Origin of the sequence: Streptomyces sp. NBC_00237, assembly GCF_026342435.1 — a bacterium.
Classification (GTDB): Bacteria; Actinomycetota; Actinomycetes; order Streptomycetales; family Streptomycetaceae; genus Streptomyces.
The window spans coordinates 39,353-63,091 of record NZ_JAPEMT010000002.1 but is presented as its reverse complement, the minus strand read 5'-3'; the positions used below and the strand labels follow the sequence as shown (position 1 = coordinate 63,091).

Here is a 23,739-nt window from a genome sequence, read left to right as displayed (position 1 = left end):
CCGCGTGAACGACACCGTCCTGGTCCGCCCGAACCGCTCCCCGCAGGCACGGCAGGAGCTGATCTGCCTCGCCTTCTGCGGCGGCGGCGTCGGCGCCTATCTGCCCTGGGCCGAGCGGCTGCCGTCCGACACCGGTCTGGGTGCCGTCTGCTATCCGGGGCGCGAGGGCCGCTTCGGCGAGGAGTTCGCCGAAGACTGGGACGAGCTCGCCGAGGACGTGGTCGAGGCGCTGGAGACGCAGACGGACCGCCCCTACGTGCTGTTCGGGCACAGCCTGGGCGGACTGCTGGCCTTCGACGTGGCCGTACGGCTGGAGCGGCGCGGCGGCGCGCTGCCCAGCTCGCTGGTCATCTCCTCCGCCGCCGCGCCCCGCCCGGGTCAGTCACCGCAGGACATGTGGCCGACCACGCCCTGGGCGGGCTGCACCGACGAGGAGATCGTCACCTGGATGCGGGCCTTCGGCATCCTGCCGCAGTACGCGCTCGACGACCCCGACCTCCTGGACATGGCCGTCGAGCTGATGCGCGCGGACATCCGGGTCAGGGACTCGTACGCGTACGAGGAAGGGGTCACCACCGGCGTCCCCGTACAGCTGCTGACCGGTGAGACGGACGAGGTGATCCCGCGCTCCGCGGGCGAGCGGTGGAGCGAGCTCGCCCGCGGCGGGTTCCGCCACGACGTACTGCCGGGCGCGCACTTCTACACCCCCGAGGTCTGGGAGACCCTCCCCGGGAGACTGACGGCCATCGGCTGCTGAGCCCGCGCCGCCTCCCCCTCCGAGAGGGCCGCCAACTGCTGCTGGGCCTCGGCCAGTTCGGCCAGTCCCAGGCGGCGGAACGCGGCCAGGGCCTCCTCGGTGCGCTGCGCCGCCTCGGCCGGGCGGCCCAGCGCGCTCAGTACCCGGCCCAGGATCAGCAGGGCCTGGGCCCCGTCGCGGTCGGTGCCGCGCTCGCGGCACTGCTCGACGCTCCGCTGCGCGAGCGACAGCGCCCGGTCGAACTGCCCGAGCGCCCGCAGCGCGTCGGCGAGCCCGGACCGGCAGACGGCCTCGCGCCGCCGCAACCCGGCCTCCGTACAGATCGCCAGGCACTCCTCGAACGAGGAGACCGCTTCGACGTGATGGCCCATCTCGTACAGCGCGAGACCGTGCACATACAGTCCGAAGCCGAGCCCGGGGACGTTGCCGAGCGCACGCAGCGGCCCGATCGTGGCCGCCGCGGCCCGCCGGGCCTCCTCGGCGTGGCCGTCCTTGAGGCGGGCCTGCGCGGCGTTCAGGCTCGTCACCAGCTCACTGGCACGGTGCCCCGCGGCGCGCGCCACATCGGCCGCCTCCTCGTAACGGCGGGCGGCGTCCGCGTAGTGCCGGCGCAACTGGGCGATCAGCCCCAGGTCGTTGAGGACCTGGTGCAGCAGCGCCGAGTCACCGGTCCGGCGCAGCGCCGCCTCGGCGGCCAGCGCGTGCGTCTCGGCGGCGTCCAGGTGCAGCTGCTGCAGCGCGGCGTTGCCGCAGACGAAACGCGCCCGGCCCGCGGTGCGGTCGGCATCGGTCCGCTCGCTACCGGTCCGCTCGGCGCTGATCCGCTCGGCGGCCTCGGCGACCGCCTCGGCGGCGACGGCCAGCCGGCTGTACGGGATCTCCTGGCCGAACGGGCTGAACAGGACCAGCGTGTCGGCGGCCGCGGAGAGGTGCCGGTCCGTGCCCATCGGGTCGCGGGCGGCGGTCCTGGCCGCGTCCACGGCGGTCTCCACCTCGGCCTGCACCCAGGCGCGGGCGGCCGGCAGGTCCCTGAAGGCCGGGCCCGGCCGGCAGCCGGGCGCGAGCAGGTCGACGACCGGGTCACCGGGGACCATGGCCTGGAAGGCCCGGTACGCGCCGCCCCGCAAGCCCTCCAGCAGCCGCTCCAGCGCCGCCACGCGCTCGTCGTCCCGCTCGGCGGGCAACTGCTCCGCGAACTCCCGCACCAGGTCGTGGAACCGGTAGGAGCCGGGCTGCGGGGACTCCAGCAGAGCGGCGTCCACCAGCGATTCCAGCAGGTCCTCGGTGTCGGGCTCGGGCAGCGCGAGCAGGGTGGCGGCCGAGGCCAGGGTGGTCGCGGCCCGGGTCACACAGGCGACCAGGCGGAACGCCCTGGCCTGCGGAGAGGTCAGCATCCGGTGGCTGAGCTCGAAGGTGTTGGCGACGGCCAGCTCGCCGATCCGCAGCTCGGCCAGCCGCCGGTCACTGTCGCTCAGCCGGTCGGCCAGCCGGTCGACCGACCACTGCGGGCGGGCCGCGAGGCGGGCCGCCGCGATCCGTACCGCCAGCGGCAGCCGGCTGCACGCGCTCAGCAGCCGCTCCGCGCCGGAGTCCGCCACACCGACCCGCTCCGTCCCGGCCACCCGGCCCAGGAGCTTCCAAGCCTCCTCCGGAGTGAACAGGTCGAGGTCCAGCTGGGTGCTGATGGGCAGACCGATCAGCTTCGCCCGGCTGGTGATCACCACGGCGGACCCGGCCGAACCCGGCAGCAGCGGCCTGACCTGCGCCGCGTCCCGGGCGTCGTCGAGCACCACGAGCACCCTGCGGTCCGCCAGGACGGTGCGCAGCAGCCGTGCCGCGTCGGCGGTCCCCGAGGGCAGTGCGCGACGCGGCACGCCCAGCGCGGTGAGGAAGGCGTCCAGCGCGGTCTTCGGGTGCTCCGGGTCCTCTGCCGTGCCGTACAGATCGGCGTAGAGCTGCCCGTCGGGGAACCGCTCCTTGATCTGGTGGGCGAACCGGGTGGCGAGCACCGACTTGCCGACGCCGCCCATACCGGCGATGGCGGTGATCACGGGGGTGTCGCCACCGTCGTCCAGGGCCCGCCTGAGCACCGCGAGGGCTTCCTCGCGCCCGATGAAGTCCGGTATCCCGGAAGGCAGTTGAGCGGGAACCGGCTGGAACTCCACGACCGGGGCGGGCACCGAGGCGGGGGCGGAGACCGGGGCAGGGGCCGGGGCGGCCGCTTCGACGGCGGCGGGAGTGACGGCAGCGGGCTCCGCCTGGGCCGGGGCGCCGGGCGCCGGGCCCTCCGCCAGCATGCGTGCCTGTAGTTCACGCAGTTCCTCGCTGGGCTCGATGCCCAGCTCCTCGCGCAGCACCGTACGGGCCTGCTGGTACACCGACAGCGCGTCGGCCCGCCGGCCCACGTCGCTAAGCGCCCGCATCAGCAGAGCGTACGGCCGCTCGCGCAGCGGGCTCTCCTGGCTGAGCGAGGCCAGCCCTGCGGCGGCCGACGCGGAGTCGCCCGAGGACAGATCGGCCTCGAAGCGCTGCTCCTCCAAGGTGAAGCGCAGCTCCTCAAGGCGGTCGTGCTGCTGACGCGCGAAGGGGCCCGGGACCCCGGCCAGCGGTGTCCCCTGCCACAGGGCCAGCGCGTCGCGCAGCAGTTGCCGGTTCTCCGCGTGCAGCCCCTGTCTGCGCGCCTGTTCCGCCTTGGCCGCGAGCATCTCGGCGCGCAGCGCGTCGACCGAGTCCGGCGGGACGTCGAGCCGGTAACCGTCGCCCACCGATGCCAACAGGCCCTCGCCGGTACGCCCCTTGTCCAGCCGCTGCCGCAGCCGCCACACATTGGTGCGCAGTACGGCGATCACGCTCGACGGAGGGTCGTCGCCCCACACGGCGTCCACCAGCCTGTCGGCGGTGACCATGCGGCCCGCCCGCAGCAGCAGCACGGCGAGCACCGCCTGCTGCTGCGGGGACCCCGCGCGCTGCCAGCGGTCGTTCTGGCAGAGCTGCACGGTCCCCAACACCCGGAAGGAAATGTCATTTTCCATCGCGCTTTTCCTCCACGTAACGCCAAGGGCATGTCCAGCGACTGCCCCCATCCCCCTGCGTTCGATGATCACGTCGAACGCTTTCGCGGATCTTCTCATGCGCTCGCGCGACCCCTCACAGAGCTCACCCGGCGCGTCCCGGGGCCGTGCGGAGCGGTTGAAGATCCGGCGTTGATCGGGTTCCACGACATTGATCCCCAGCCGGTACCGATCGGCGGCGGCCGCAGCGCGCACGACTGCGGAGATCGAGCTGAGAGACGTACATCATGGTGTTCGCGATTCTCTTCCCCGGTCAGGGGGCGCAGTTCCGAGGCATGGGGGCGGACCTCTTCGGCCGCTATCCGGGGCTCACGCAGTTCGCCTGCGACATGCTGGGTTACGACCTCGTGGCGCTCTGCCGCGACGACCCCGACGGCCTGCTGGCCAGCACCCGCTACACGCAGCCCGCCCTCTACACGGTGCAGGCGCTCCAGCTGTTCGAGCGCACCCGCCGCGAGGAACGGCCCGCTGACCACTACCTGGGCCACAGCATCGGCGAGTACAACGCACTGCTGGCGGCCGAGGTCTTCGACTTCGCCACGGGGCTGCGCCTGGTCAAGAAGCGCGCCGAACTGATGGCACAGGCATCCGGCGGCGGGATGACCGCGGTCAGGGATACCCCGGCCGAACGCCTCGCGGAGATCTTCGCGGCGGACGGCGTCGAAGGCATCGACATCGCGGGCTTCAACACCGACGCCCAGATCGTCATCGCCGGGCCGCTCGACGTACTGCCCGCCGCCCACGCCGCCCTGGAACGGCACCAGATCCGCTTCGCGCCGCTGCGCGTCAGCGGACCCTTCCACTCCCGCCACATGGCCCCCGCCCGCGCCGAGTTCGAGGCGTTCCTGGCGGACGTCGACTTCCGTGCGCCCACGACCCCGGTGATCGCCAACGTCACCGGACGCCCCTACCGGCCGGAGGAGACCGTGCGGCTGCTGTGCGACCAACTCGTCGAGCCGGTGCGGTGGACGGACAGCGTCCGTCACCTGCTGGCCATCGACCCCCGAACAGAGTGCGAGGAGCTGGGCGGAAAAGCCCTGCTGCGCATGGTGGAGCACATCCGTGCCGCCACCGCCCCCACCCGGCCCGACGCAACCCGGCCCGACGAAGCGAGGCACCAGGCATGAACAGGACGGAGCTCATCACCCGGTTCGTCGAGGACCGGTTCCTCGTGGAATTCGGCACCGAGGTGACACCACAGAGCAACCTCTTCGACGAGGGGGTCATCGACTCGTTCGGCTACGTCCAGTTGGTGACCTTCCTGAAGGAGGAGTTCGCCATCGACCTCTCCGAGGAGGACGTGCTGATGAACGTCCTCGTCACGCTCGACGCCATCGACGCGTTCGTGGCGCGGAAGCTCGCCGGCCAGGGGGGCGCACCGTGTGCGGGCTAGCCGGATTCCTCGCCGCCACGGCGGCCCCCGGCGACACGCCGGGCGTCATCACCTCGATGCTCTCGCTGATCGGCCACCGAGGGCCGGACGAGGCGGGCTACTACCTCGACGACGGCCTCGCGATGGGCACGGTCCGCCTGGCGATCGTCGACCTCGAAGCGGGCGCGCAGCCGATGCCGGACGCGTCCGAGCGCTACTGGATCTGCTTCAACGGCGAGCTCTACAACCACGTGGAGCTGCGCGAGGAACTGCGCGCGCTCGGCCGCCCGTTCCGTACCCGCTCGGACACCGAAGTGGTGCTCCAGGCATGGATCCAGTGGGGCGCCGACTGCCTGACGCGCTTCAACGGGGCCTTCGCCCTCGCGATCCGTGACGCCGCCACGGGCGAACTGTTCCTCGCCCGCGACCGCCACGGCAAGCGCCCGCTCTTCTACACCGAGCACGAAGGCCACTTCCTGTTCGCCTCCGAGATGAAGGCGTTCCGCGCCTTCCCCGGCTTCCGCTTCCACCTGGACGCCCGGGAGCTCGCCTCGACCTTCGCGGTGTGGACGCCGCTGCCCGACCGCACCCCGTTCACCGGCGTGCGCCAGCTGCCGATGGGCAGCTGGCTGAGCATCCGCGACGGCCGTCGAACGCTCCGCGAGTACGAGCGACTGACCCTGGACGCACCGCCGTTCACCGGGACCGAGGCCGACGCGGCAGCGTTCGTCCGCGAGACGCTGCGCACCAGCGTCGAACTGCGCCTGCGCAGCGACGTGCCGGTCGGCGTCTATCTGAGCGGCGGACTCGACTCCTCGATCGTCACCAAGCTCGCCACCGACCTGTCCGACACCGAAGTGCGCACCTTTTCCGTCGCGTTCGAGGACCGGACCTTCGACGAGTCCGACAGCCAGCGACTGGTGGCCGAGCACCTGGGCACCCGCCACTCGGCCGTCACGGTGACGGCCGCCGACCTGGCGGCCGCCTTCCCCGCCGCCGTCTACCACGCCGAAGTCCCCTCGTTCCGTACGGCGTTCGTCCCGATGTACCTGCTGTCGCGCCGGGTGAGCGAGGCCGGGATCAAGACCGTGCTCAGCGGCGAGGGCGCCGACGAGGCGTTCCTCGGCTACTCCCTGTTCCGCGAGACGATGCTGCGCGCGGCCTGGCACGAGCTGTCCGAGGACGACAGGAGGAGCGGGATCGCGGGCCTGCACCCCGAGCTCGCCCACTTCGGCCCCGCCCACAGCGCCCAACTGGCCGGGCTCTTCCAGCAGTTCGCCACCGAGCGCCTGCCGGGCCTGTTCTCGCACGAACTGCGCTACCAGAACGGGAAGTTCGCCACCCGCCTGCTCAAGGACCGGGGCGAGCCGTTCGCCGACTTGCTCGCCCTGGTGCGCGCCACGCCCGGCTACCGGGAGCTGAGCCCGGTGCAGAAGGCGCAGTGGCTGGAGTACAAGACGCTGCTGCCCGGCTATCTGCTGTCCACCCAGGGCGAGCGGATGGGCCTGGCGCACGGGGTGGAGAACCGCTGCCCGTTCCTGGACCCCGCCGTCATACGGGCCGCCGCCTCCGTCAACCTTCGCTACGACGACGGCGCGCAGGAGAAGGCGATCCTCAGGAAGGCGTTCCACGGCGAACTGCCCGAACAGAGCCTGGCCCGGCCCAAACAGCCCTACCGGGCACCCGGCAGCACCGTCTTCAGGGACCAGCGGCCCGACTACCTGGAGCTGATCCTGTCCGACGCCGAGCTGGCCAGGCTCGACTGCGTCGACCCCGTCTTCGCCCGCAAGTTGGTCAACAAGGTCATGACCGTCCCCGCCGCTGAGATCAGCACCAAGGAGGACCAGGCGTTCGTGTACCTGCTCACGACCGCCGTCCTCAACCAGCAGTTCGTCATGGATCGGGAGAGTTACATGGGCACGCCCCCGGCGGCCGTACTGAACCTGCGCACGGTCGCCGACCGCCGCCGCGCCGCGCAGCCGACAGCCGCGCAGCCGACCGCCGCTCAGCCCACGGGAGCGGCACTGTGACCGCCTCCCGGCCGACGCCCGACACGGGCGACATCGCGATCATCGGACTCGGTCTGCGGTTCCCCGGCGCCGAGGCGCTGGACGAGCTGTGGCAGCACCTGGCCGAGGGCCGGTCGCTGATCTCCGAGGTGCCTGCCGAACGCTGGTCCAAGGAACGGTACTTCGGGGACCCGAAGCCGGGTGCGGAGAAGACGAACAGCATCTGGGGCGGCTTCATCGAAGAGGCCGACCGCTTCGACGCGGCCTTCTTCAACATCTCGCCCCGCGAGGCGAAGAGCATGGACCCGCAGCAGCGGTTCGCGCTCGAACTCTCCTGGAAGGCGATCGAGGACGCCGGATACGCGGCAGGCCGGCTCGCGGGCTCCCGCACCGGCGTCTTCATGGGGGTCTGCCACGCGGACTACGCCGAACTCATGGAGCGCGAGGGCGCGCCGACCGACGTCTACTTCCCGACCGGAACGGCGTACTCGGTCATCTCCAACCGCGTCTCCTACTTCCTCGACCTGCACGGGCCGAGCATCACCAACGACACCGCCTGCTCCAGCTCGCTGGTCTCGGTGTACGAGGCGGTCTCCGCGCTGCGCGGCGGGGAGTGCGACCAGGCGCTGGCGGGCGGGGTCAACCTGTGCTGGTCGCCCAAGCACTTCGTGGCCTTCAGCCAGGCGGGCATGCTGTCGCGCGGCGGCGAGTGCCGGGCCTTCGACCAGGGCGCCGACGGCTACGTCCGCGGCGAGGGCGGGGCCGTCCTGCTCCTCAAGCCGCTCGCCCGGGCGCTGGCGGACGGCGACCCGGTGCACGCCGTCATCAAGGGCGTGGCCACCAACCACGGCGGCCGCACCAACTCCCTGACGGTCACCAACCCGGCCGCGCAGGCGAGTCTGATCGAGGAGCTGTACGCCCGCGAGGGCATCCGGCCGGAGACGGTCTCCTACATCGAGGCGCACGGCCCCGGCACCCCGGTCGGCGACCCCATCGAGATCGTCGCGCTCAAGCGCGCGTTCCGGAACCTGCACGCGGCCCAGGGGACCGAGGCGGCGCCGGACAGCGTCGGCATCGGGTCGGTCAAGACCAACATCGGGCACCTCGAAGGGGCCGCCGGTGTCGCCGGAATGGTCAAGGTGATCGGCGCCCTGGCCGAGCGGGTGCTGCCCGCCACCGTCCACTTCGAGGTCCCCAACCCGCTGGTGCGGCTCGACGACAGCCCGTTCTACGTCGTCGGCGCGACCCGGCCCTGGGACGCGCCCACGACGGACGCGCAGGGGTGTTCCGCACCGCGCCGCGCGGGCGTCAGCTCCTTCGGCTTCGGCGGGACCAACGCCCATGTGGTCCTGGAGGAGTACGTCGCGCAGGACCCGCAGCGGTCCGGGCGCGAGCTGCCCGACGGCGCCCAGGTCGTACCGCTCTCGGCCAGGACGCCGGAGCGGCTGCGCGCGGTGGCGGCCGGCCTCCTGCGCCACCTCGGGGACGCGGCGGTGACGGCGCGCACGGAGCTGGCCGACGTCGCGCACACCCTGCGGACCGGCCGCGATCCCATGGCCGCGCGCCTCGTGCTCGTCGTCGCCGACCACACGGAACTGCGCGCGGGGCTCGAAGCGGTCGTGGACGGCTCGCTCGCCCCGGCCGAGGCGCACGTGCGTACCGCGGTGCCGGTGGCCCCCGAGGCCCTGGCGGCAGCCACCCGCTGGGCACGGGGCGACACCGCCGACTGGGCGGACCTGCCCGGCGAGGAGAATGCCCAGGTCCGCCGCGTACGGCTGCCCACCTACCCGTTCGCACGCGAGCGGCACTGGTTCGAGCCGTCGACGGCCACGGCGGCCGTGCCTGCCGAGGCGGTGCCGTCCACCGCGCCGCACCCGCTGGTGCACCGCAACACCTCGGACCTCGCCGAACAGCGCTACGCCTCGGCGTTCACCGGGGACGAGCCGTTCCTGGCGGACCACCGGGTGCACGGCACCCGGGTGTTCCCCGCCGCCGCCTCGATCGAGATGGTCAGGGCCGCCGCCCACGAGGCCGTGGTCCAGGACGACGGCGCGGACTCCTCCGTGCGGCTGCGCGACGTCGCCTGGCTGCGTCCGCTGCGCGTGGACGACGCCCCGCTCGACGTGAAGGTGGGCCTGTTCCCCGACGGCGACGACCGCGTCGTCTTCGAGGTCTACACCGGGACGTCGGCCACCGATCCGTCGGCCGTGGTGCACAGCCGGGGCGTCGTGGAGCCGCGCGTCGCCGAACCGGTGGCCCCGCTCGACCTGGACGCGCTGCGTGCCGCCTGCGGCACGCCGTACGGCACCGACGAGGCGTACGCCGCCTTCGGCAGGGCCGGGCTCGACTACGGCCCGGCCATGCGGGGGCTGGCGCAGATCCTCACCGGCACCGGCCAGCTGCTCGCCCGGATCGAGCGGCCCGAGGCCGCCCGGGAGGAGGCCGGTCACGTCCTGCCGCCCAGCGTGCTGGACGCGGCGCTGCAGGCTTCGCTCGTCCTGATGGCGCGGGAGGCGGCCGAGCCCGCAGCGGGTCCGGCCCTGCCGTTCGTACTCGACCGGATCGACGTCCACCGCCCGTGCCCGGCGCTGACCTGGGCTTGGGTCAGGCCGAGCGAAGACGGCGACGCGCCGGGCACCTCGCCTGACACCTTCGACATCGACCTGTGCGACGAGACCGGCACCGTCTGCGCGAGCCTGCGCGGCCTGGTGCAGCGCACGGCCCCCGCGCCCGCCGCGCCGACCGCGCCCACCGGGGCCCGGGTGGTCACGGCCACCACCGGCTGGACCCCGGCGCCTCTCGACGGCACCGCCGAGGCGGCCGGGGACGACGTCACGGTGCACGCGTTCCTGGTGGGCGACGCCGCCGCGCTCACCGAACAGCCGCTCACCGCAACGCCGTTCACCGTGCTGCCCGAGGCCGACCCGGGCCGCCCCGCCGAAACCGCCGACCTCGCCCTCGGGCTGCTGTTCGACGAGGTCAAGCAGGTGCTGGCGGCGAGCCCGACGGCGGCGCACCGCTTCGTGGTCCTGGTCGACGACCGGGTGCCGCACCAGGCGCACGCCCCGCTCACGGGCCTGTTCCGCACCGCCGAGCTGGAGGACCCCCTGGTACGGGGGCGAGTGGTCCGCGTGGCGAACCTCGCGGACGCCCCCGCCGAGCGGATCGCCCGCATCCTGCGCCATGAAGCGGCCGACACCGCGCCCGACGCGGAGACCGGCCACGCGGCGGACGGCACCCGCCGCGCCCTGCGCCCGGTAGAGATCGAACTCGACGAGGGACCGCACGTCCCGGCGCTGCGCACGGGCGGGGTCTACTGGGTGACCGGCGGCCTCGGCGGCCTGGGCCGCCACGTCGCCCGCTACTTCGCCCGGCACACCGGGGTGACCGTCGTCCTGAGCGGACGTTCGGCAGCCGGTACCGCGACCAGGGCGGCCGTCGCCGAACTGCGCGCGGCGGGCGTCGACGCCCACTACCAGCGCGTCGACGTCACCCGCGTCGCCGACGTACGGCGCGCGGTGCGCGCCATCGTGCGCAAGCACGGGGCGATCACCGGGATCGTGCACGCGGCGGGCCTGCTGCGGGACGCGTACGTCGTGCACAAGGACGCCGCCGACCTGCCCGCCGTGACCGCCGCCAAGATGCACGGCGCGGTCAACCTGGACGTCGCCACCCGCGATCTGGAACTCGACTTCTTCGCCGTCTTCTCCTCCGTGGCGGGCGTCTACGGCAATGCCGGACAGGCCGACTACGCGGCGGCGAACGCCTTCCTGGACGCCTTCGCCCACCACCGCGGCGCACTGGTCGACAGCGGCGAGCGGACCGGCAGGACCGTCGCGGTGAGCTGGCCGCTCTGGGCGGACGGCGGCATGGAGATGGACGCGGTGACGCGGGAGTCGCTGCGCCGTAGGCGCGGCTGGGAGCCGCTTCCCACGGAGGACGGGCTGCGCCTGCTCGGGCGGGTGCTGCACGACGGCCCCCACCACGTGGTGGTCGCCTACGGTGCCGGGGCGACGCTCCTGCCCGACGGCCGGGCGGCCGGACGGCAGCCCGAGCCCACCGCCGCCCCCGAGGCCGGGGAGGAGCTCCAGGGGGACCTCCTGGAGCGGACGACGCTGCTGCTGAAGCAGCACGTGGGAGAGGTGCTGCGGTACGACCCCGAGGCCCTCGACGCCTCGGCCAACCTGATCGAGTACGGCATCGACTCGCTCAGCATCCTCGAACTGACCACGCGGCTTGAGGGAGTGTTCGGGACGCTCGCCAAGACGATCTTCTTCGAGCATCTGACCGTACGGGACGTCGCGGGCTACTTCGTGACGCGCCACCGCGACCGGCTCGCCGCGCTGTTCGCGGCCGGGAGCAAGGCCGGGAGCGAGGCTGGGAGCGAGGCCGGGCAGCAGCCCGTCGCGGACCCGGCAGCGGGACCCGGCGAGCCGCGTGCGGCCCGCCCCCGCTTCGCGCCGACCACCGCGATCACCGCGACCGCCGCCCCCGGGGCCGTTCCCGACCGTCACGACATCGCCGTCATCGGCATCTCGGGCAGGTACCCGGGCGCCGACACGCTCGACGAGCTGTGGACGATGCTCGCCGAGGGCCGTCACGCCTTCGAGGAGGTCCCGCGCGACCGCTGGGACCACGACGCCATCTACTCCCGCGAACGCAGCGTGCTGGGCAAGAGCGTGATCCGCACCGGGACGTTCCTGCGCGGCATCGACCGGTTCGACCCCCGCTACTTCCGCATCTCCAAGCGCGAGGCCGAGCAGATGTCGCCGGAGGTCCGGCTCTTCCTCCAGACCGGAGTGGAGGCGCTGGAGGACGCGGGGTACTCCCGCGAGACCATCCAGCGGCAGTACCAGGGCGACGTCGGCGTGCTGGTCGGCACCATGAGCAACCACTACGGCCTCTACGGCTTCCAGAACGCCCTGACCAGGGGCGCACCGGCCAGCGGCAGCTACATGGCGACCATCCCCAACATGCTGTCGTACTTCTACGGGCTCACGGGACCGTCGATCTTCCTCGACACCATGTGCTCGACCTCCTCCACCTGCATCCACCAGGCCGTGCAGATGCTGCGGGCGGGCGACTGCAAGATGGTGGTGGCCGGTGGCATCAACCTGCTGCCGCACCCGTACAACCTGATCACCTCCTCGCAGGAGCACTTCACCACGGCCACGTCCGACGTGGTGCGCAGCTTCGGCGAGGGCGTCGACGGGACGATCCTCGGCGAGGGCGTCGGCGCCGTGGTGCTGAAGCCGCTGGCCGACGCCGAGCGCGACGGCGACCAGGTGTACGCCGTGATCAAGGGGACCGCGCTGTCCAACGCCGGTGTCCGCAACGGCTTCACCGTGCCGAATCCGCGCATGCAGACCCGGGCGATCGAGAAGGCGGTCGAGGACGCGGGCGTCGACCTGCGGACGGTCAACTACGTCGAGGCACACGGGTCGGGCACCTCGCTCGGCGACCCCATCGAGGTCGCCGCGTTGACCACCGCGTACCGCACGCACACCGAGGACCGGCAGTTCTGCTCCCTCGGCTCGGTCAAGTCGAACGTGGCGCACCTGCTCGCGGCGGCGGGCGTGGCCGCCTTCTCGAAGGTCGTCCTCCAGCTTCGGCGGGGCAAGCTGGCGCCCTCGCTGCACAGCTCCGTACTCAATCCCGACATCGACTTCGCGAGCACTCCGTTCCGCGTGCAACAGGAACTCGCCGACTGGGAGCCGGTCATCACCACGGAAGGCGGTCGCAGGGTGGTCCACCCCAGGCGCGCAGGCATCACGTCGATCGGAGCGGGCGGGATGAACTCGCACATGATCGTCGAGGAGTACCGGGGACCGGACCAAGCGCCGGTCTTCGAACGCCGGTCGGGCGAGGAGCTGTTCGTCTTCTCGGCGATGACCGAGGAGGCCCTCGGCGTTCACCTCGCGCGCTTCGGCGACTTCGCGGCGCGTACGCAAGAGAGCGAACTGCCCTCGATCGCGCACACCTTGCGCGTGGGCAAGAACGAACTGCCGCGCCGCTGGGCCTTCCTGGCGAAGGACCTGACCGGTGTGCGCACGGCGATCGAGCGCTACCTCGGCGGCGACCGCGACCAGGAAGGCGCGCTCGCCACGGCGGATCCCCGCTCCGCACGGGCCCGCGAGCTCGCCCTGAGCTGGACGGGCGGCCGGAGCGTCGACTGGAGCGAGCTCGTGGACGGGCGTCCCCCGCGCCGGGTGTCGCTGCCCGCCTACCCGTTCGAGCAAGTGCGCTGCTGGGTCGCCGAGGAGGAGGGCGCGCCGTCGGTGACCGCGCCCCTCGCGCTGCGCGAGAAGCTCCACCCGTTCCTGGGCCGCAACGAGTCCGACGTCGACGGGGTGCGCTACGCCCTCGACCTCCACCTGGCCGACCTGGCCGACTACGTCCGGCGGCAGGGCGACGGGCCGGGCGACGGCAGTGGCGAGGGGCCGGACATCGTGCCGACCTTCGCCGTCGACCTCGCCCTGGCGGCCGGGAAGGTCTCCGGCTTCGCCACCGACCCGGTGGTCCGCCGCCTGCGGGTCCTCGGGCCGCTGCGCTGGGCCGACACCACCCGCCTGGTCACGGCCCTCACTACCGAGGGGCACGGAGCGGCGTCCGGCACGGTCCTCGCCCAGGACGCCACCGGAACGCGTACCCCCGTACTCGACTTCGCCCTGCACCGGGGCGAGGCGGGGGAGCCTTCCCCCGAAAGCGTCGTACGCCTCTCCATCGGCGAACTGCGCGACCGGAGCCGCTCCTTCACCACCCGGGACGAGCTGCGCGCCGGGCTGGCCGAGGGCGAAGGCGAGCGTCCGGCGGCGTACTGCGGACTGCGGGGCGGCCACTGGCTGTCCGACGGCTCGCTGCTGCTCGACGTCGCCGCGCCCGAACGGCGGCACGACCACACCGCGCGCAACACCACGGTCGAGCCCTCCGTGCTCGCCGCCGTCGCCGACGGCCTGCGGCTGGTCGCCCGACGGGCCGGCCTGCCCGGCTGGGCCTCCACGGCCCCGCTCCACATCGAGGAGGTCAGGACCCTCGGAACGGGTGGCGAAGTGTCGTACGTACTCTGCGAGTTGAACCCGGGCCCCGACGGTCTGCACGGCTCCGTCCGGCTGCTCGGCCGCGACGGCGAGGTCCGCGCCGCGCTCACCGGGCTCCGGTGCGGCGACGCCCGCGCGGTGAGCCCGGTGGCACCCCAGCCCCGGAGCGAGGACGGCGAGCGGACCCCCGGCCGGAACAACTCCGGCGGGGACACCTCCATCTACGTGGTCGGCGCGCTGCGCGACATGGCGGCGGGCATCCTCAGGTTCGCCCCCGACGAACTGGAGGGTGACACCCCCTTCGACGCCTTCGGCTTCGACTCGATCTCGCTGGTCTCGTTCGCCGGACTCGTGCGCGAGCGGTTCGGCGTCGAGCTGAGCCCGGCCGTGCTCTTCGACGTCAACACGCTCGACGCCCTCGGCCGACACCTGACCGAGGCGTTCGAGGAACTGGTCCTGGCGGCCAGGGCACGCGAGGAGGCGCGGACCGGGACGCCCGCCGCCCCCGCACCTGCTGTCTCTGCTGTCCCCGCCGCCCCCGGACCTGCTGTCTCTCCTGTCCCTGCCGCCCCCCGTACCCCGGCGGACCGCGACGCGCCGTCGCGCATCGCGATCGTCGGGGCCGCTGGCCGCTTCCCGGGCGCGCCCGGCCTGGACGCCTACTGGGACAACCTGGTGTCGGGGCGGGACTCGGTCACCGACTTCCCGGTCCACCGCTACGGCGCCGCCTACGCGCGGACCGTCGACGCGGCCGACTTCCCCAAGTACGCGGGCGTCGTCGACGACGTCGACGCCTTCGACGCCGAGTTCTTCCGGATCACGCCGCGCGAAGCCGAACTGATGGACCCTCAGCACCGGCTGGCCCTGGAGACCGTCTGGAACGCGCTGGAGGACAGCGCCTACCGGCCCGCCGACCTGCCGGAGAACACCGCCGTCTTCCTCGGCGTCTCCGGCGTCGACTACGCCACGCTCCTCACCGCGCACGGCGTCCCCTCGGACGCCTTCACCTCCACCGGCAATGCCCACTCGATGCTCGCCAACCGCATCTCCTACCTCCTCGACCTGCGCGGTCCGAGCGAGCCGGTGGACACGGCCTGCTCCAGCTCGCTGGTCGCGGTGCACCGTGCCGTCGAGGCGATCCGCTCGGGAGCGTGCGAGGCCGCGATCGCGGGCGGGGTCAACCTGCTGCTGAGCGTCGACACCTTCGTCAGCGCGGGGCGCGCCGGAATGCTCAGCCCCGAAGGCCGCTGCAAGGCGTTCTCCGCCGACGCGGACGGCTACGTACGCGGTGAGGGCGTCGGCGCCGTGATCCTCAAGCCGCTCGCCGCCGCCGAGCGGGACGGCGACGCCGTCCTCGGCGTACTGACCGGCACCGCCGAGAACCACGGCGGGCGCGCCAACTCGCTCACCGCCCCCAACGCCGACGCCCAGGCCGACCTGGTGGTACGGGCGATGGGCGGCACCGACCCCGACACGATCGGCTACGTCGAGGCCCACGGCACCGGTACGGCGCTGGGCGACCCGGTGGAGGTGCGCGGCCTGCGGTCCGCGTTCCGGCGCCTCGGCGCCACCGGCCGAGGCACCTGCGGGCTCGGCTCGGTCAAGGGAAACATCGGCCACCTGGAGGCCGCCGCCGGAATCGCGGGACTGCTCAAGGTGCTGCTCGCGATGCGGCACGGCGTGATCCCGGCGACCCGCACCACCGGCGAGCTCAACCCGTACGCCGAGCTGGACGGCGGCCCCCTGCGCGTCGTGCGCGAGAACGAGTCCTGGCCGCGCCCGCACGAACGGGACGGGGCGCCCGCCCCGCGCCGCGCGGGGGTGAGCAGCTTCGGATTCGGCGGCTCCAACTGCCATGTCGTGGTGGAGGAGTACGTCCCCGCCGACGTGCCTGCGGACGTGTCCGTGCCCGCCCCTGCCGTCGTGCCGCTCTCGGCCCGGACGGACGGGCAACTGCGCCAGCGGGCCGCGGACTTGCTGCGCTCTCTGGAGTCGGCCGACGTCCCGCCCCCGCTGGCCTCGATCGCCTGGACCCTCCAGTGCGGGCGGGAGGCCCTGGCCGAGCGGGTCGGCTGGGTGGTCCGCTCGCACGAGGAACTCGCCGACCGGCTGCGGGCGTTCGCCACGGGCCGTGACCTGCCGGGCGACGCAGCCCGGGGGAGCGCCTCCCGGCGGCACACCGGTTTCGCCGCCCGCGCCCAGCAGCCCGGCACACCGGCGGCCACGGGTTCCGTACGCGAGGACCCGGCCGACCTGCTGAGGCGCTGGACCCGGGGAGACGCCGTCGACTGGCGGTCGCTCCACGGCGATCGCCCGCCCCGCCGGGTCCACCTGCCCGGATACCCGTTCGCCCGCGACCGGTACTGGGTCCCGGAGGTCCCGGAGGCGGTGACGCCCTCCACCGACGTACCGGCGCAGGACGCGCCTGCGACGGGAACCGCGCTGCTGGTGCGCGACTGGACCGCGAAGCCCGTGCCCTCCGGCACCGGATCCGGCACCGGTACCGGCGGCCAAGGCGCCCCGGAGCACCGGGTGGTGATCCTCTGCGGAGCCGCGGCCGAAGCGAGCGAACAGGTCCGGCGGAACCTGCCGCAGGCACGCTGCTTCACCGCGACGACGGTCAGGCAGCGCCCCGAGAGCCGGTTCGCCGACCTCTCGCGGCAGGTTTTCGGAATCGTCCAGGAACTGGCTGCCGCGCCCGGCGACGGCAGCACGCTGCTCCAGGTGGTGGTGGAGGCCCACGGTGACGAGGCCGTCAACCTGGCGCTGGCCGCCCTGCTGCGTACGGCGGCACAGGAGAACCCCCGGATCGTCACCCAGCTCATCGGCCTGGACGGCGACGGTCCCACCGGCGCCGACCCGGGTGCCGTCCTCGCCGCCCTGCGCGTCGAGGACGGCACGGGCGGCGACGACCTGGTCCGCTACCGGGGCGGCGAACGCACCGTGCGGACCTGGAGCGTCGCCCGGCCCCCGCACGGCGGGGCGGACACGCCCTGGCGGGCGGGCGGGGTCTATCTGATCACCGGAGGCGCGGGCGGCATCGGCGCGGTCGTCGCGCGGACCATCGCGAGCGACGTCGCCCGGCCGGTCCTGATCCTGGCCGGACGGGGGCCGCGCGACGCGCGCACCGACGGACTCGTCGCGGAACTGAGGGCGGCGGGCGCGCTCGCCGCGTACCACCGCGCGGACGTCTCCCGCTGGGAGGAGGTGCGCCACCTGGTCACCGCCATCCGGCGGGAGTACGGAGGGATCGACGGCGTCGTCCACTCGGCCGGGGTGATCCAGGACGCCTCCCTGGCGCGCAAGAACACCCAGGAGTGGTCGGACGTGCTCGCGCCGAAGGTGGACGGGCTGGTCAACCTGGACCGCGCCCTCGGCAGTGCGCCGCTCGACTTCCTGATCGCCTTCTCCTCCGGGGCGGCCGTCACCGGCAACCCCGGCCAGGCGGACTACGCCACGGCCAACGCCTTCCTGGACGAGTTCGCGGCACTGCGTGCGGCGCGCGTCGAGGCGGGGGAGCGGTCGGGGCGCACCCTCTCCATCGCGTGGCCGCTGTGGCGGGACGGTGGGATGACGGTCGACGCGACAGCGCGCGAGCACCTGCGGCGCAGCCGGGGGCTGGTGCCGATGGGCTCCGCCGATGGCGTCGCCGCCCTGCGGAACGCGTGGGCGCTCGGCACCGAACAAGTGTGGGTGCACCACGGCGAGCTGACGCGGATACCCGGCCTGCCCACCACCCCGGCCGCTCCGACGGCCCCCGGGAGCCCTGAGAGGTCCCGGCAGGTCGGAAATCTCGGGCGCGAAAGCCTGCGGTGCCTCGTCGAACTCTTCGTGGACGTGACCAAGCTGTCCCCGGACAGCGTCGACGCCGACGGACCGCTGTCCGCGCTGCGCCTCGACTCGATCATGGTGGTCCAGTTGAAGAACGCGCTCCTCCCGGCGTTCCCCGATGTCTCGGCGACCCTGTTCTACGAGCTGCCGACCCTGCGGGCGATCGCCGACCACCTCGCGACCGAGTACGCCCCGCAAGTCCTCGCCTGGACCGGCACGGCCGCGACCGCACCGACCCCGCCCACCGACCCTTCCACGCCCGCCCCGCCCACCACCGCCCCGTCCACCACCGCCCCGTCCACGCCCGTGACGCCGCCGTCTCCACAGCCGCGCGAGCCGATCGCGGTGATCGGGATGAGCGGCCGCTATCCGGGCGCGGCGAACGTCGCCGAGTTCTGGGCGAACCTCAAGGCCGGACGCGACTGCATAGGCGAAGTACCGGAAGACCGCTGGCCGTTGGAGGGCTTCTTCGAGCCCGACCGCGCCAAGGCGGTTGCCACCGGCCGCAGTTACAGCAAGTGGGGCGGGTTCCTCGACGGATTCGCCGACTTCGACCCGCAGTTCTTCCGGATGGCACCGCGCGACGCGTACGCCGTGGACCCGCAGGAGCGCCTCTTCCTCCAGGCCGCCTGGGAGGTCGTCGAGGACGCCGGTTACAGCGGCGAGCGGCTCGCCCGGCACCACGGCGGCCGGGTCGGCGTCTTCGCGGGCGTCACCAAGTCGGGCCACGCCCGGCGCCCCTCGGGGCTGCTCCCGTCCGGCGAGGCCGTGGCACCGGCCCTGTCCTTCGCCTCGCTGAGCGCCCGTACGTCCCACCTGCTGGACCTGCGCGGACCGAGCCTGACCCTCGACACCATGTGCTCGGCGTCGCTCACCGCGATCCACGAGGCGTGCGAGAACCTCCACCGGGGCGACTGCGAGGCGGCCATCGCGGGTGGCGTCAACCTCTACCTGCACCCGCACGACTACGTCGAACTGTGCCGCTCCACCATGCTGTCGCAGGACGCGCGCTGCCGCAGCTTCGGCGCGGGCGGCCACGGCTTCGTCCCCGGCGAGGGCGTCGGCTGCGTCCTGCTGAAGCCGCTGTCCAGGGCACTGGCGGACGGCGACCGCGTCTACGCGGTGATCCGCGGCAGCAGCGTCAACCACGGCGGCCGTTCGCACGGCTACACCGTGCCCAACCCGGCCGCCCAGGCCGAGCTGGTCCGCCAGGCGCTGGACCGCGCGGGCGTCTCGGCCCGCCGGGTCGGTTACGTGGAGGCCCACGGCACCGGCACCGAGCTGGGAGACCCGATCGAGGTACGGGGCCTGACCCGGGCCTTCCGGCAGGACACCGACGACGCCCAGTACTGCGCGATCGGCTCCGCGAAGTCGGCAATCGGACACCTGGAGGCCGCCGCGGGGGTCGCCGGGTTCACCAAGGCCGTACTCCAGCTGCGCCACCGGCAGTTCGCGCCGAGCCTGCACGCGGAGCGGCTCAACCCGGAGATCGACTTCGAGCGGACCCCCTTCTTCGTGCAGCGCGAGCTCGCCGAGTGGCGGGCGGACGCTCCGCGCGTCGCCGCCGTCTCGTCCTTCGGCGCGGGCGGTTCCAACGCGCACGTGGTCCTGGAGGAGTACGAGGAGCACGCAGAGGCCGCGCCGGAGCGCGACACGGCAGGCGGTGACCGCCTCGTCGTCCTGTCGGCGCGCACGCCAGGGCAGCTGCGCTCCGCCGTCTCGCGCCTCGTGGACTTCCTGGACCGCCACGACGTGAACCTCGCCGACCTGGCCCACACCCTCCAGGCCGGGCGCGAGGCGATGGACGAGCGGCTGGCCGTGGTCACCGCCTCCACCGATGACCTGCGCGACGCCCTGCGCGCCCACCTCTTCGAGGGCGCTCCTGCCGGTGTGCTGCGCGGCACGGCGGGGCGCCCGCAGGGCATCGCCGCCGAGGTCGCGGCCGACGCCGACCTGCGCGAACTCCTGGTCGCCCGGTGGGCGGGCGCAGGCGAACTCGCCAAGCTCGCCGCCCTGTGGGTGGACGGCGTCGCCGTCGACTGGCAGCTGCTGCCGGGCGCCGGGGACGGAAGGCCCGTCTCGCTGCCGACCTACCCGTTCGCCCGCGAGCGGTACTGGATCGGCGACCTCCCCCCGGCGGCGGGCGAGCCCGCGCCGACTGGGAAGCCCCTGAGTGCCGCACCGCCCGCCGCGCCTCGGGTCACGGAGCCGCAGCCGCAGTTGCCGTCACTGCCGCTGCCGCCCACCCGGCCCTCGGCCGAGGAGTACGTCACGGGCGTCGTGCGCGGCAAGCTCGCCGAGGCGCTGGCGATGGACGAGACCGCGATCGACAGTGCGCTGGCCTTCGCCGACTACGGGGTCGACTCCATCCTCGGCGTACGCCTGGTGCACACGCTCAACGAGGCACTCGGGCTCGACCTGGAGACCGGCGTCCTCTTCGACCACAGCACGGTCGACCGCCTCACCGGCCACCTGCTCGCGGAGCACGGGGACCGCGTCGAACTCCCGGCCCAGGCCGCTCCCGTCGAGCAGCCCAGGCCCGCGCCGTCCTCACCGTCCGCCACGCGAGAGCCGATCGCAGTCATCGGGATGAGCGGGCGGTTCGCCGGAGCCGACTCGCTGGACGAACTGTGGGCGCACCTCGCCGCGGGCGACGACCTCGTCCGCGAGACCGCCCGCTGGGAACCCGGCCAGGACGGCACCGACGTGCCGCTGCCCGGCGGATTCCTCACGGCGATCGACGAGTTCGACCCGCTCTTCTTCAACATCTCCGGGGTCGAGGCCGAGGCCATGGACCCGCAGCAGCGCCTGTTCCTGGAGGAATCCTGGAAGGCGCTGGAGGACGCGGGATACGCCGCGCGCGAACCGGACGGCCGCAACTGCGGTGTGTACGCGGGCTGTTGGTCCGGCGACTACGGGGTACCGGCCGGGCCGGACGCGCCCGCCCAGGCCCTGTGGGGCAACATGGCCTCCGTCATCCCGGGCCGGGTCTCGTACGCGCTGAACCTGGTGGGCCCCGCGATCGCGGTCGACACCTCCTGCTCCAGCTCGCTCGTCGCCCTCGACCTCGCCTGCAAGGACCTGTGGTCGGGCGAGACCGGAATGGCCCTGGCGGGCGGCGTCTTCGTCCAGTCGACACCGCGCCTGTACGGACTCGCGGGCCGCGCCGGGATGCTGTCGCCGTCCGGCCGGTGCCACACCTTCGACCACCGCGCCGACGGCTTCGTGCCGGGCGAGGGCGTGGGCGTCGTCGTACTCAAGCGGCTGTCCGACGCGCTGGCCGACGGGGACCACGTCCACGGCGTGATCCGCGGCTCCGGCGTCAACCACGACGGCGCCACCAACGGGATCACCGCACCGAGTTCCCTCTCGCAGGAACGCCTGCTGCGCGAGGTCCACCGGGCCGCCGGGATCAGCGCCGAGCACGTCCAACTGGTCGAGGCGCACGGCACCGGCACGGGACTGGGCGACCCGATCGAGTTCCAGGCCCTGACCCGGGCCTTCCGCGCGGACACCGACGCGACGGAGTACTGCGCGGTGGGCTCGGTCAAGACGAACATCGGCCACGCGCAGTTCGCCGCCGGGATCGCGGGCGTGCTCAAGGTGCTCCTCGCCCTGCGCCACCGGCAGATCCCCGCGTCGCTGCACTTCGAGAAGGCCAACGAGGCGATCCGCTTCCCTGGCAGCCCCTTCTACCCGAGCACCCGCACGCACGCCTGGAACGTGCCCGCCGGCGTCGCCCGACGCGGTGTGGTGAGCGCCTTCGGTGCCAGCGGGACCAACGCCCACGTCGTCATCGAGGAGGCCCCGGCAGAGCGGGGACGCGACGGCACGGCCCGCCGCGCCGAGCACCTGGTCGTGCTCTCGGCCCGCTCCCGCGAACAACTCGCCGAGCAGGCCGCGCGCCTGGCCGCGCACGTACGGCAGGAGCCCGCACTCGACTGCGGGGACACCGCCTTCACGCTCGCCGTCGGACGCGAGCACATGGCACACCGGTTCGCCTGCGTGGTCCGTGACCGCGAGGACCTGGTACGCGTCCTCGACCAGGGCCTCGAAGGGCCCAGGGCCGTGACCGGCGAGGCGTCCGCACGGCGCGGGGCCGGCCACGGGGGCGGCTTCGGAGACGGGCGGGCCGACGCGGACCCGACGGCGCTCGCCGAGCGCTTCGTGCGGGGCCTGCCGGTCGACCTGGCCGCGCTCTTCACCCCGGGCGCCCACCGCAGGGTGCCGCTGCCCGTCTACCCGTTCGCGCGGGAGAGCCACTGGACCGCCACCGCCGAACCCGTGACCCAGTCCGTGACCCCGCCGGTACCCACCGCACCCGGTACGACCACACCCCGGACCACCGCACCCCGTACCGCCTCGCGCCATCCGCTGATCGGGGCGCCGGAGCCGGTGCCGGGCGAGCCCGGCGCGGTGCGCGCGGCCGTGCTGCTGACCGGTGACGAGCCGGTCCTGCGCGACCACCTCGTGCACGGCCGACGGGTGCTGCCCGGCGTCGTCCACCTGGAACTGGCCCGGACGACCGCCGCGCCGACACTCGGCGCGGACGCCACGACACCGCTGACCCTGCGCGACGTCACCTGGGCGCGACCGCTCACGGTCGACGACGAGGCGCGGCCCGTCGAGGTGCTCGTGCGGCCGGGTGACGGCGGCGGGTTCTCCTTCGAAGTCGCCGAGCCCGGTGCTCCCGGTGCCCCCGGTGACGTCTTCTGCACGGGCCGCATCGCCCGCTGCGACACTCCGCGCCCGGCCTCCGTCGACCTCGCCGCGCTGCGCGCGCACTGCACGGTTCCGATCACCGGGGCGCGCATCGAAGAGGCGCTGACGGACATGGGCATCATCCATGGGCCCGCCCTGCGGGCGATCACCGAGGCGCGGGCCGGATCCTCGGTCGTCCTGGCCCGGCTCGACGCCCCCGGCGCGGCGGAGCTGTCCGGCGCGCCCCACGGGCTGCCGCCCGCGCTCCTCGACTCGGCGATCCAGGCATCGATGGCCCTGCGGCTGGCCGCAGGGGACGGGGACACCGACCGCAGGACCGCGGTGCCCTTCGCACTGGACCGGCTCGACCTCTTCGCGCCCTGCCCGGCCGCCCCGTACGCGGTGGTCACCCTGGCGAACACGAACACGAACACGAACACGAACACGGAGGGCGGGGCGAGCGCGGTCAGCCGCCTGGACATCGACCTGGTCGACGCCGACGGCGCGGTCTGCGTACGCCTGACCGGCTACACCTCCCGGATCGCGCCGCGCCCCCTGCCCGCGCTCCTCGCCCCCGTCTGGGATCCGATGACGCCGACCGAAGGCGCCGGGTCCGTACCCTCCGGCACGGACCGCGTGCTCGTCGTCGGAGGCAACGACGGACAGCGGGCTGCGGTCAGCCGTCAGTTCCCCCGGGCGACGGCCTGGCCCCTGGCACCGACGGCCACGGCCGACGAGGCGGCGGCCGAACTCCTGAAGCTGGACCGGTTCGACCACCTGGTCTGGATCGCGCCCGGCACGCCGTACGGGCCGACCGACACCCCCGGGCTCGTCGGCGCCCAGCAGGAGGGCGTCGTCGCGGCCTTCCGCATGGTCAAGGCCCTGCTGCGGACGGGGTACGACGAGCGCCCGCTGGGCATCTCGCTGATCACCCGGAACTGCCTGGCCACCCACAGGGACG

The 23,739-nt window shown here is 73.6% G+C and carries 6 protein-coding genes (1 of these 6 running past the window's edge); 5 read left to right on the top strand and 1 reads right to left on the bottom strand.

Annotation, left to right across the window (positions count from 1 at the left end; genetic code table 11):
* Positions 1-4 precede the first annotated feature (4 nt).
* Positions 5-757: a thioesterase II family protein gene (locus OG897_RS14745; RefSeq protein ID WP_266656924.1), complete on the top strand. Its 753-nt coding sequence runs from the start codon at positions 5-7 to the stop codon at positions 755-757.
* Here OG897_RS14745 and OG897_RS14740 read toward each other — a convergent pair.
* Positions 700-3,789 carry a BTAD domain-containing putative transcriptional regulator gene (locus OG897_RS14740; RefSeq protein WP_266656922.1) on the bottom strand — a complete coding sequence of 1,030 codons (3,090 nt, stop codon included), beginning with the start codon at positions 3,787-3,789 and terminating at the stop codon, positions 700-702. The two genes, OG897_RS14745 and OG897_RS14740, sit on opposite strands and share 58 nt — an antisense overlap.
* 266 nt (positions 3,790-4,055) lie before the next feature.
* On the opposite strand from OG897_RS14740, the gene OG897_RS14735 reads away from it, so the two are divergent.
* The 4 genes in view from OG897_RS14735 to OG897_RS14720 are tightly spaced (each overlapping or abutting the next) and all read left to right on the top strand, a layout consistent with a single transcriptional unit that may run on beyond the window.
* Positions 4,056-4,955, top strand: a complete 900-nt coding sequence (locus tag OG897_RS14735) for an ACP S-malonyltransferase (protein ID WP_266656920.1) — start codon at positions 4,056-4,058, stop codon at positions 4,953-4,955.
* Positions 4,952-5,221 carry an acyl carrier protein gene (locus OG897_RS14730; protein WP_266656918.1) on the top strand — a complete coding sequence of 90 codons (270 nt, stop codon included), beginning with the start codon at positions 4,952-4,954 and terminating at the stop codon, positions 5,219-5,221. Before OG897_RS14735 ends, OG897_RS14730 begins: the two co-directional genes overlap by 4 nt.
* The gene (gene asnB / locus OG897_RS14725; protein WP_266656916.1) at positions 5,209-7,230 is read left to right on the top strand and encodes an asparagine synthase (glutamine-hydrolyzing); all 2,022 of its coding nucleotides are present in this window, start codon (positions 5,209-5,211) and stop codon (positions 7,228-7,230) included. Before OG897_RS14730 ends, asnB begins: the two co-directional genes overlap by 13 nt.
* Positions 7,227-23,739, top strand: the 5' portion of a protein-coding gene (locus OG897_RS14720) for an SDR family NAD(P)-dependent oxidoreductase (RefSeq protein ID WP_266656914.1). It continues 4,388 nt past the right edge of the window; only the first 16,513 of its 20,901 coding nucleotides appear in the window; it begins with the start codon at positions 7,227-7,229; the stop codon falls past the right edge of the window. The genes asnB and OG897_RS14720 overlap by 4 nt, the downstream gene beginning before the upstream one ends.

Bases quoted from the DNA above. Each gene is read 5' to 3' on its own strand.
- OG897_RS14740 (WP_266656922.1), bottom strand. From the start codon at position 3,789: ATGGAAAATGACATTTCCTTCCGGGTGTTGGGGACCGTGCAGCTCTGC.
- OG897_RS14735 (WP_266656920.1), top strand. From the start codon at position 4,056: ATGGTGTTCGCGATTCTCTTCCCCGGTCAGGGGGCGCAGTTCCGAGGC.
- OG897_RS14730 (WP_266656918.1), top strand. From the start codon at position 4,952: ATGAACAGGACGGAGCTCATCACCCGGTTCGTCGAGGACCGGTTCCTC.